This is a genomic window from Roseofilum sp. SBFL (genome assembly GCF_017746885.1).
Lineage (GTDB): Bacteria > Cyanobacteriota > Cyanobacteriia > Cyanobacteriales > Desertifilaceae > Roseofilum.
Window position 1 is genome coordinate 1 of sequence record NZ_JAGHZH010000156.1, and the last position, 12,080, is coordinate 12,080.

At 43.3% G+C, this 12,080-nt stretch carries 9 protein-coding genes; all 9 read left to right on the forward strand.

Going from position 1 to position 12,080, the window contains the following annotated elements:
* Positions 1–682 (forward strand): VCBS repeat-containing protein (locus tag J7545_RS16255; RefSeq protein WP_318719860.1); only part of this gene is annotated, 682 nt, incomplete at its 5' end.
* Between the two features lie 268 nt (positions 683–950).
* On the forward strand, positions 951–1,706 hold the full coding sequence (locus tag J7545_RS16260; protein ID WP_318719861.1) for a glycosyltransferase family 2 protein: 756 nt from the start codon (positions 951–953) through the stop codon (positions 1,704–1,706).
* Positions 1,706–2,950 (forward strand): glycosyltransferase family 4 protein, encoded by a 1,245-nt coding sequence (locus J7545_RS16265; RefSeq protein ID WP_318719862.1) that lies wholly within the window; start codon positions 1,706–1,708, stop codon positions 2,948–2,950. Before J7545_RS16260 ends, J7545_RS16265 begins: the two co-directional genes overlap by 1 nt.
* Positions 2,951–2,952: 2 nt before the next feature.
* On the forward strand, positions 2,953–4,476 hold the full coding sequence (locus J7545_RS16270; RefSeq protein ID WP_318719863.1) for an HlyD family secretion protein: 1,524 nt from the start codon (positions 2,953–2,955) through the stop codon (positions 4,474–4,476).
* 35 nt (positions 4,477–4,511) lie between these two features.
* Positions 4,512–5,198: a class I SAM-dependent methyltransferase gene (locus tag J7545_RS16275; protein ID WP_318719864.1), complete on the forward strand. Its 687-nt coding sequence runs from the start codon at positions 4,512–4,514 to the stop codon at positions 5,196–5,198.
* A 58-nt stretch (positions 5,199–5,256) separates the two neighbouring features.
* Positions 5,257–6,705 (forward strand): tetratricopeptide repeat protein, encoded by a 1,449-nt coding sequence (locus J7545_RS16280; protein WP_318699300.1) that lies wholly within the window; start codon positions 5,257–5,259, stop codon positions 6,703–6,705.
* On the forward strand, positions 6,702–9,992 hold the full coding sequence (locus J7545_RS16285; RefSeq protein WP_318719865.1) for a glycosyltransferase family 39 protein: 3,291 nt from the start codon (positions 6,702–6,704) through the stop codon (positions 9,990–9,992). The genes J7545_RS16280 and J7545_RS16285 overlap by 4 nt, the downstream gene beginning before the upstream one ends.
* Positions 9,993–10,021: 29 nt before the next feature.
* Positions 10,022–10,972: a lysylphosphatidylglycerol synthase transmembrane domain-containing protein gene (locus J7545_RS16290; protein WP_318699298.1), complete on the forward strand. Its 951-nt coding sequence runs from the start codon at positions 10,022–10,024 to the stop codon at positions 10,970–10,972.
* Positions 10,973–10,989: 17 nt separating this feature from the next.
* Complete coding sequence (locus tag J7545_RS16295; RefSeq protein ID WP_318699297.1) at positions 10,990–11,835, forward strand: class I SAM-dependent methyltransferase; 846 nt, start codon at positions 10,990–10,992, stop codon at positions 11,833–11,835.
* Positions 11,836–12,080: the final 245 nt, after the last annotated feature.

A 12,080-nucleotide genomic window follows, 5' to 3' on the forward strand; every position in this document is an offset into this window, starting at 1 on the left:
TGATGCGGACTTGCTCTGGCGCAATACTTCTACGGGAGCCAATGAACTGTGGACGATGAGCGATGGTAGTGCGAGCAGTACTGATGCTATCCGCTCTGCTGCTACCAATTGGGAAGTCCAAGGTACGGAAGACTTTGATGGTGATGGAAATGCTGACATCTTCTGGCGCGACCCCCTCACTGGACAAAACTCTATCTGGTTCATGGATGGTAGTACCCGCGTCAATAGTGGCAATATATCTCATGGTGCGACCAACTGGGAAGTGGCAGCTCTCGATGACTTCAACGCTGATGGTAAAACCGATATCCTCTGGAATGACCCCAGTAATGGTGCGAATGCCATTTGGCTAATGGATGGCCTATCTGTAGTCTCAGGAAAACGCATCAACCGTGCCGGTGCCGGATGGGAATTGCAAGGTACAGAGGACTTCAATGGGGACAATAAAGCCGATCTTCTGTGGCGTAATGGCTCTGGAAGCAATGCGGTGTGGTTCATTGATGATACCACGATCGCCTCTGGACAAAACCTCAGTGGTGCGATCGCCCGATGGGATGTGCAGGGATTAGGCGATTTTAATAACAATGGGTCTCCGGATATTTTCTGGCGTGACAGTGCGACGGGAGATAATGCCCTGTGGTTGATGGATGGTACAACCCATTCCGGTGGCGCGATGTTGGTATAAACCGATTTCAGGCAGCAAAGGGAGTTCCTCTGCTGCCTGTTGATTTTTGTTGTTGACTTAAATTATTAGAGCCTAAACTCTGACCCATAATAACTAGGCTGTTTTTACAAAAAGAACAATTAAATGTGGGCTATATGACTCGCTTTTTATTTGATAAATTACGGTATCTAACTTGAGCTAAACTTCATTTTATTTCGCTAATTTAAGCGATATTTTGCTACAAGAGAACAATTGACTTGACCTTTACTCATAGATTAATGGTGTCATCATGAATTCTTTTCCGAGGTCTGTTACCGTAGTTATTCCTGCCTTTAACGAAGAGGGAAACCTGAAACGGCTGTTTCAATTTCTAGAGGAAACTTTTCTACAAATTGGCTATCAGTTCCCTGTCTTATTAGTCGATGATGGCAGTGAGGATAACACCCCCTTAATTGTTGAAGATCTCAAACAGCGCTATGATTTTCTCACCGTTGTGCGCCACCCCCATCGACGAGGTGTTGCTGAAGTCTGGAAAACTGCCTTAACCCACGTCAAAACCGATTGGATTTTTTGGGGACAGGCTGACCTAGAAAGTGACCCACGCAGCGATATTCCTTTGCTTCTCTCTGCTTGGTCTCCAGGAGTAGATGGAGTAGCGGGTTGGCGACAAAACCGCCAAGACGGAAAGCTCTTCACTTCCAAAATTGCTAACAAAGTCTGTCGCTCTTTCTTAGGCTTAAAAATTCACGACATGAACTGGATTAAATTAGTGCGACGAGATTTAATTTCTCCTGAACTTTTAGACTTAACCACACATCGTTATCTGCTGGCTGCCTTAGCCGGATTTGGACATACCATCATTGAAGTGCCTACTCCCTGGCATACCCGATATTCTGGAACTACTAAGTTTGGTAAAGGTCGATTATTGACTTCTAGTCTGGATTTCATCAAGCTACTGAGTTGGTTTATTCAGTTTAAGGTACAAGCAAAAATCAAGTTATCAGTAGATCAATTTATTCCCATTAAAGTTGATGATATCCACTAATGATGATACACGATCTAGAGAAAAAAAGAATCCTCGTAGTTTCCTCGGTTTATCCCCTGACTGCTGATGGCAATCATGGAGCCTTTATTCGGGAAGTGATTCTCAAACTTCAACCCACAGGGGCTAAGTTTCATGTGTTTGCCCCTGCCTATGAAGGTTGCCCTCACTATACCCTGGATGATGTCCCCGTCTATCGATTCCGCTATTGTCCTAAACCCTTAGAAAACTTAGTCCGAGATGGTGCGCCCACCAAGATTCAGCGACAACGGTGGTATCTGATTCCAGCCGCTCTTTATATCCTCTTGGGAACCGTGCAACTCTTTGGGTTGTGCTGGAAACTGAAACCCGATTTATTGCACATTAACTGGCCATTTCCCCATGGTTTAATGGCTTTCCCAGCAGCTAAACTCTTGGGAATTCCCATGGTGTTTAGTTTTCATGGAGGGGAACTGCTGTTAGCAAAAAAATTTGGGTTTGTTGCCCGTATTTTGCGTCAGTTAATTCCCGAAAGTCAAGGGGTAACAGCTAATTCTTCCTTTACTCAAGCCTTGATTGGTAACCTCAGTTCTGAACCGGTGACGGTAATTCCTTATGGGATTACTATCACGCCTCAACTAGAGTCAGAAATCCCAGCTAACCCGATTCCGCAACTGCTGTTTGTGGGACGTTTGGATGAACGCAAAGGGGTCACTTATCTGTTGCAAGCCTTGCCCCTAATTTTACGAGATCATCGAGTGCAATTACACATTGTCGGTCAAGGAATCTTAGAAACTGAACTCAAGCAAGAGTGCAAAGCGCTAGGTTTAGAAGAGCAAGTTAAGTTTTTAGGGGTACTTTCTAAAGAAGCTTTAGCCCATGAATATGCCACTTGCGATATTTTTGTCTTACCTGCCATTGTCGATCGCAAAGGAGATACGGAAGGATTAGGAATTGTGATGATTGAAGCCTTAGCCCATGGAAAACCGGTAGTAGCCAGTGATGTGGGCGGAATTAAAGATGTAATTATTGATGGCGTTACCGGCCGGTTAGTCCCAGAAAAAGATCCCCATCAATTAGCAGAGGTAATTACAGATTTACTCGATCGCCCCGAAGAAAGACAACGACTAGGTTGCCAAGGATTAAAGCATATCCAAACCCAGTTTAACTGGAGCCGAATTACCCATCAGTGGTCTCAGGTTTTCGCTCAAGCCCTAAGCAACAGTGACTCCTCAGAGATCATAGCAGATGACCCTCTTATTTTCTAGCTATGACTTCTCCGAATTTGCCTTCCCCAATGTATCGCACAATTATCTGGGGACTGGTGATTACCATTCCTTTAGTCATCATGATTAGTTTAGGGTTTACTGTCCTATTACCAGCTCTGAATAATCCCCAATCTCGTATTTACTTCTCTCAATTTGGGGTTCCCAGTCGCTACCGAAGTCAAGGAAAACCGATTCCAGTGGAAACCGTTTCTGTTCAAAGTATTCCTTTAGAAACTCGTTTAGCTGGGCCAGGGGAATTTGTGCCTTTGCAACAAGTGGATGTGCGTCCGTTAGTTTCTGGGCCGGTGGAAAAAGTCTATGTGGTGGAAGGGCAAAAGGTGAAAAAAGGCGATCGCCTCCTAGAGCTGTATTCTATTCCTTTTACAGAGAAAGTTAATCAAATTCGCAACCAATTGGCAATCGCCCAAAAACGACAACAAACCTTAGAACTGTCGGCTCCAGAGCGAATAGAAGAGTTAGAAGCAGATGTGGCCATTGCGCGATCGCGGCTGCAAGAAGCCCAAGAGAGAGTCGAACAAATCCAAACCCTGGCCCAGCAAGAAATTGAGCAAAATGTCGAAAGTGCCCGCCAGCGCATGGAACTCGCCCAACAAAAGCTCAAACAAATGGAAGAATTGTTTCTAGAAGGAGCAATCTATGAGTTTCAAGTCCTAGAAATGCAAGACCTTTATGCTCTACGTCAACAGGAATGGTTAGAGGCCCAACGGGGACAAGTGATCACCCAAGACCGCCAGTTTAGTAATCAGGATTTCTATCTCGACCGGGAAAATCAACTGATCGCAGCCCAAAAAGCCCTCAATCAAGCCAGGCGCGACTTTGACGAGCAATTTGCCGTCAATCAACTGGAAATTGAAACCTTGCAACTGGAACTGCAAGAGGCGTTGAGAACCTTAGATCGCTCTGTTATTTATGCCGAGACCGATGGCTTAGTCAGTCGGATGTATATCCATCCCGGAGAAATTGCCGATCCCCAAGGTTCTGACCCCCTAATGACTCTAGCGGAAAATATGGTATTCAAGGCATTTATTGACCAAGCCCAACTCAATGCCATTGAAATCGGCGATCGCGCCCAAATGAATTTTACCGCCTATCCAGGAAAAACCTATACAGGAGAAGTCATTCGCGTCAATCCCACCATTGAAACCCAGGCCATTACACCAGTAAAAATTGGCATCGATCGCCAGTATACCTATTCCGTTTGGATTGCCGTGGATGGGGCGCAAATGCCACCAGGGTTACAAGGAGTCGCCAGTTTTCAGTCCAGTGACTCCAGTTTAGTGATTCCAGAGAGTGCAGTTAGCGAACTTTCTGGAGCTAGAGGGATGGTGATGGTGGTGGAGTCAGGACAAGCTATTCTGCGTTCTATCGAGTTGGGACGCACCTATGGCAATCAGCGCGAAGTCCTGGATGGTCTGACTGCTGGGGAAATCATTGTGGTCTATCCCCAAGGTTTACAACCGGGCGATCTTCTCGAACCCATCCCCACCAGCCAACCCATGCTTTAATTACCCATTTGTAATTCTTACGGAGGATAAAACCTATGTTGCAAAATTTAGAACGTCTGACCAAGGGACTGTATAAATGGGCGATCGCGCCCTGGATTTATGGTCAAAATGGGGATTATGATGCCCAGCGCTATTGGGGCGATCGCCTGACGCGCTATGGTTTATCCTTACAGGGAGTCGGCCATGAGGGGCGATCGGAACAGGAAAACCAGGAAGAATACACTCAAGCGGGTCAACTTTTTATTCAAGCTTGTAATCAAGCCAACATAAACATTACCCAAGCTCGTATTCTAGAAGTTGGCTGTGGCACAGGATTTTATACCCAAATCTTGGCAGATTTAGGAGCAAGAAACTATCTAGGCATTGATATTACTGATGTCTTGTTTACAGAATTAAAAGATAAATTTCCTCAGTTCTCATTTCAGAGACAAGATATCACTCAATATCAAGAAATAGGTCGATTTGACTTAATCGTTATGATAGATGTAATTGAGCATATCGTTATTGAAAAGAAAATAAAAGATACTCTGTGGAATCTCCAAAACTATCTTAATCCACAGGGCAAGATAATCATTGCGCCTCTTGTGCTTCAAGAAAAGAGGTCTTTGTTTCATGTCAATTTCTGGTCAGTCAAAACCCTTCAAGAAATCATGGAGACTTGTAAAACAACCTATGCCTTAAATTTCAGGAATGGACAATTAATGATTCTGGAAAAAATCTAGTGTTTAATTAATAGTGTAATCCTATGGAGAAGAAGTCAAACTTTTGAGAGGTATAGAAATGGAGCAGATCAGGCTAATATTAGCTCAGATACAGCGAAGTCACCTGTTGATGGCGATCGCCACTTTATTCCTGCTCAAAAGTATTCTCAACCTGTGGTACACTCTGCCTCCAGAAACCCTCAGCTCCTTTAATGCCAACCTTTCCCCTCTCAACTTCTGGCGTTATTTGGGACTGATTCCCCTAGGCTTAATGCTGTCTGTCCTCTTGGGATGGCGCAATACTCAACTCCATCAACGGCTGACTTGGATGTTACTGATTCTGGTCTTTTTGTATCCCTACTATACGGTCACCTGGTCGCCCCGTGTCTTCTTCTTAGCCAAATCCCTCTACCAACAACGGGAAGCCATTACCTTGCATGTGGAGCAAAACTTTCCCGAAGTGGAAACTCAATGGAAACAGAATATTGAATTCGGCATCTATCAACCCGTAACTTCTATCTTTGAGAGTCAAATTACAGACCGTTATGTGTTTCAACCCTCCTCTTGGGAATGGATGGTCAAATCAATCTTTGGCTATAGCGATGCCTTTTTCAACTCCATTGGTCGCGGTTGGAGTTTCGCCATTCTGGGATTAAGCTTTAGTTTGTTAGCCTATTATCTCAACTTAGGCGATCAAAGATTATCAGCCTGGATCGAAGATCTTCGCAGCTTATCTCCCTGGTTTTTCTTGCTTGTCCTGTTTATTCTCGGTTCCACATTAACCGTGAACCTAGTCAACCATCACCTAGAGACCGAATTTGCTAAGGGAAACTATAGTCAAGTAATCCAGCAATCCCAACGTTTAGCCCAGTGGTATCCCCTCGTGGAAGGCGATCAATCCTTTCTAGGGCGATGGGCAAAAGCTGGATGGTACAGTAAGCAACCCAATCCTGCTCTGATTGCCTTTACCCAAGGATTAGAACGGTATCGTTTAGATAACTATACCCAAGCCATTTCTTACTTTCAACAAGCCTTGCGCCTCAATCCTCATTTTTATTTAGCCCAAGGGTATTTAGCTACTACTCAACTCAATCAAGGGATCGATCAATTCAAGCAACCTGTTGTGCCTAAAAGACAACGGGATAAGCCCTTTCCCTATACCTACGACCTCTTAGATAGCCCCAATTATCAAAACCGAGCTAGACAACCCAATAATGCCAAGCCAATGTTAACAGCTCAATACTGCGAAGAAAGTTTAAAATCTTTTCCTAATCATTTAGAGGCTTTATATACTTTGATGGTCATTCGAGTAGTTAATCGGGACTTTCCTGGATCGGCCCAAATTGCCAAAAAGCTAATTAATTTACAACCTTATTTTCAGCAACCCATGTTAGCAGTCGTTGGCCAGGCTTATTTACATTTATCTTGGGAAAATTATCACGACCAAGACCTGGATCAAGCTTGGCAACGCTATCGTCAATCGGTCGATCGCAAAATTTGGGAAAAATTCATCGATCCTACCTCATGAAACATTCCTTTTCTTGGCTCTCTATCATTTCAATTGCCATTACCGGTTATCTGGTGGGAATGTTGGGGTTCTCTATTTGGGATCAGCCTCCAATGCTACCAACTCCGGTCAATTGGTCTGCTCAAGTGACCTGGATAGGCTTACCCAACCCTAGCTATCGTCTCTACACTCGGCAAACCCTTAATTTACCCGATCGCGTCAAAAGAGGGTGGTTGCGCCTGAGCGCGGATAATGATTTTCGGCTATATGTGAATGGAAAGGTATTGACTCAAGAAGTGAGTATCCTACGCAATACCCTAGGATTAGGGGGATTGGTGCAAGACTGGCCGCAAAAACTGAATGATTTCCGCCCCTTTCCCTCTCTGCGTCCGGAATGGGTTTATTTACGGGCCCCCAAAGATTGGAAAATGACCTTTTATGTGGATTTAACCCACTATCTGCAACCGGGAAAAAATGCGATCGCCGTTGAAGTGCAAAGTTCCCAACAGCATCCTCGTTTACTCTTAGAAGGGAAAATTTATCCAGTGGGGGATCTGGAAAAGGCGATCGATATCAGCACCGGAAGCAGTCCCTGGAAAGTGTCTGAACGGTTCCAGAGTCGGCAACGGCTACACTGGTTTGATGCTGATTTTCCCGATCAAACCTGGCCTCTAGTCACCACTCTCGATCCCCCCAATGAAGCCACCTATAGCCGCTTAAGTCCCCTGGTATTTGACCGTCCCTTAACGGGAAGTTGGATTACGGGTTCTCTGAGTCCCTCTGGCGAAACCTGGCTGAGAACCTCTTGGTCAGTTTCCGTTAAACCCCAACAAGCTTGGATGCGATGGGTAGCTCAGGATGAATGTTCACTCCTGATTAATGGGTTGCTGGTTCACCATTATCCGGCGGAGGATAGCCAAACCCTGCATTTATCAGAGGTGAGTCGTTTTTTACATCCGGGAATCAATACCCTAGCAGTTCATTTAACCCCACCATTAACAGAAGATTGGCATGTGGCCTTTAATGAACCCCCCCAACGAAAAATTGTCTCTCAATTTTGGCTGGATGGATGGGTGGAAAATGCTCAAGGAACCCCTCAATCAACAATCCAAACAGATTCGAGTTGGCAGAGTTTGGCTACCCCGGTTGCAGATTGGGAATTAGGGAAAGGGTCTGCTGAAGCGGCAATTAAACTCAATTTACCCGATCCTCAGCACTTTCTGCGATTGCTTGAGGGAGATAGCTATGCTCTCAACTATCCCCATTGGTTATGGCATCAAAGTTTATGGTGGGGCTTAGGATGTCTATTCATACTAATTTATAGCTTTCTCCTTGGAGCATTTTGGCAGAATGTCGCAGGAATAAAAGGAGCAACGTTAGACATCGGTACAGGTTTGCTCTTTCCCGGAACAATGTTTTTAAGCGTAATGGAATTGCTTAAACATCGCTATGGCATTTCCGAACGATGGCTAATATTTGCCCAACCCCATAGTGATGTGCTGATTTTACTGGGATTTCTGGGAGTAGTTTGCTTAACCTTACTCTGGAGTTGTATTGTTAATCGCCATCTAGGGTTATCTCCTACACCCATCAGTGGGGTCATCCTATGGAGTCTGTGGTTTATCTTAACCTGGATTGGGGCGATCGCCTTGGGTTTAGCTTTAGCAGACAATACAGCTCAATGGCCCATGGTGTGGATAGTCGCTAGTGGATTCATCTTATGGGGTCTATCTCTACTGTTTTGGCAACAGACTCAGCGCATCTGGACTCATGGCATTACCTTCTGGCAACAACACTGGCCTCAATGGGGATATCAAGTGGTATTAGTGGCCATTACCCTAGGCGGTTTTATCCTCAGAGCTTATCGTCTTGATGCCATGGATTTAGAAGCCGATGAATATACCTCCTTAGATGCCACCAGAGGCATTTTAGCCACTGGCGCACCCGTAACCACTTCTGGCATTTGGTATACCAGAGGCCCCATCTTTCACTATCTTTTGGCTCTCTGGTTACGGTGGGTGGGGGACTCGACGATGAATGCCCGGTTTTTGTCCGTACTATTTGGAACAGCAACGTTAGTCGTTATCTTTTTTCTGACTCGTGCCATTACCGGCAAAACCGGGTTAGCCTTAGTGGTGATGGCCATTTTGGCGATCGATCCTTGGGAATTATGGTACTCGCGCTTTATCCGATTTTATCAAGTGTTGCAATTTGTAACCCTCATCAACATTTGGTTCTTAATTAAAGGTTTTATTGAAGGAAAACAGAAACGCTACCAATATCTATTTTATGTTGGAGTAATCATCATGTTACTCATTCAGGAAGGTAGTTTAACCCTACTTCCTGGATTGTTTCTCTGCTTTCTGTGTAGTTACTTTCCCTTGGAATGGCGTGAAGATAAGTCCATTGCGATCGGCTGTTTTGCAGTCATGGGAGTGTATGCTTACAACATTGGCTTTTTTATAGTTAAATGCTTAACACCAGTCGTTGCTATTTCCACAACCACAGATTCTTACTTGAAACCGAGATTATCAGACGTAACGGGATTTTTTACCAATTTCTTCATTGGCCCGAATTGGATGAATTTGATTTATACTGTTTTATTCATAGCTGGGCTAGTGTATTTTCTCCAATATCCCCAGAAAGTAATCCTGTGTTTGTATACTGTAATTGGCGTTAATCTTCTCTGTCAAACCCTTCTCGTCTATGTAGTGGCTGCCCGATATTTTTATCCCATCTATCCTCTATTTATCATCCTCTCTCTCTATGGCGCAACTTGTTTGATTGGGACTATCAGTCAACCCTGGAATCAACAATTAAGCAGTCAGCGTGTAATTCAGAAAATGACCTGGATTTTTCTAGCCATTCTACTCCTAGGAAATCTAGAGGTCGAAAAAGTTGTGGGTGCTTATTCAGATGCGATCGCCATCCGCAACACAGAAATACTTGATTATATTCAATCCCACAAACAACCTGGAGATATCATTATATCCAACACTTCTGCTGTATATACCTCCATTGGTGGATTAGATTATTATATTCCCCATCGTCTTTCTATTTTTGATGCAGTATATGCTCGCAATGGAGAAGTCATTGACCGTTGGGGAGGGGGTAAACTCTTAACCGATCTCGATCAACTCAACAGTATATTATCCAATCACAATAGAGTATGGATTCATCAATTCGATCGCTTGCAACCGCCTAAAAGTTTTCTTCATGCAAAAGAGCATAATCTTTATAAGACTTTGGGTGACTCTCAGTTTGAAACCTTCGGCGCTCAGGTGAAATTATGGAAACCAGAGAATTAAAACTTTCCTATACTCCAAAATGAATAATTATGAATAAAATCAAACAGACTGCGATTAAGGCTCTGATTAGCCTATCCATAATTGTTGCGATCTTTAGTCTAGTTAATCTGGAACAGATCTGGGCAAAAATCAGTGATTTATCGATTGGGTTTATTATATTTTGTTTATTCTATTATACCCTATTACAATGGATTAGTTGCTTGCGTTGGCAAGTTATTTTGAAGTCGAGTGGCTATAAACTCCCGATTATTTATTTACTCAAGAGTTATTTTTGTGGCATGTTTCTCAACTTGTTTCTTCCCGGATCTTTCGGGGGAGATGTCTATAGAACTTTTCAAGTCTCTAGAGAAACACAAAATGCCGAAGTCGCAGCAGCTTCGGTACTGCTGGAGAGAGTTACAGGTCTCATCGCTCTTTGTTTTTTAGCCATGCTGGGGTTGCCTTTTGCTTGGAGGCTGATCGATCAATGGGATATCCTTTTAGTGTTTATGATGACTACAGGTTTTTTATGTATGGTATGGTTAACACTTACCAGCCCTAGGTTGTTTAACATAACTAAAAGAGTATTTACATTATTTTCTCTTGAAAATCTAGGCAATCGTTTAAGCAAAATTCAACAAGCTGGTATTTCTTTTCAGCGCAACTCACGAGTGTTTAAATTATCTCTATTTTATGCAACATTATTCATTTTAGGTGTAATTTACTATCATTATCTAGTCGCTCAACAACTCAACATTGAGATTTCTTATTTTGAGCTTCTAGTTTTCATTCCAATGATTACCATCGTTAGTCTCTTGCCTTTTTCATTAGGCGGATTAGGAATAAAAGAAGGATTCTGGGTCTATCTATTTCTACGCATTGACTTAACCGCAGAATCTGCCGTAATCCTTTCTTTAACAATTACGGTTTTAGCTTGGATTATTTCATTACCCGGTGGTCTGCTGCTGATATCTTCAAAAGAATTACCCTTGTTAGATTAAGCTCAAGAGGAAAACCCATGAATAAAAATTCCGTATTATCCATTTATGAACAGTTACTCAGGAAGCGGTCTTTGTTCTTTAAGATCGTTTCCCCTATCCTGAAAGTATCAGCACTCTGGTATGCAGGCGATCGCGTATTTTGTCCGTGCTGCGAACAGCAGTTTCGCACTTTTCTACCTTTTGGAGCAAATAAACGACCAAATGCCTTGTGTCCTGGATGTCTATCTCTAGAAAGACATCGATTGATGTGGCTGTATTTGCAGAATAAAACCTCTTTGCTTTCAGAGCAGTTAAAGGTTCTGCACATTGCTCCAGAATATTGGTTGCAAAGACGATTAAAAACTGTGCCTAACTTAACCTATTGGACTGCGGATATCCAACCTGGAGAAGCGATGTTACAAATGGATATCACCCAGATTGATTATTCAGATGACTCCTTTGATGTGATTTTGTGTAGCCATGTCCTAGAACATGTTCCAAAGGATATCCAAGCGATGCGTGAACTATGCAGAATATTGAAACCTGGGGGATGGGCCATTTTACAAGTCCCTCTCGATCGCGATCTTGAACAAACGATTGAAGGAACGAGTGACTTAACTCCCAAGGAACGGGAAAAACGCTTTGGTCATCACGATCATGTGAGAATGTATGGTCGGGATTATCAAACTAAATTGGAACAAGCGGGTTTCTCTGTTTTTGTCGATCGCTATCCGGAGGAGTTAGGTATCAATCAGATTGAATACTATGGATTAATGCCTAGTGAAGATATTTATCTGTGTACACTTAGCAGAAGAAAAGCAAGAAATTGTGGATTTAGGGCAACGAGTGTTTCCTTTATAAAAGACGCTCGACCATTTGTTTAATTGCCTATGTTATTGACAGTTTCCAGACCGATAATTTGGGTCGTGCCATTGTCGGATTTATGGTTTGGGGTATTCCTTCGGGTTATTTAGCAGTCATGGGTAAATACAGCGCTTCGCGCGGTAATAGGTAATAGGTAATAGGTAATAGGAAAACCATTTTTCACGCTATAATGCCCATTCTTTCGGCTTTTCATGGGAAGGCACTCTCAAGGAAAATTTCGATTACTGTACCTCATAACATCGAA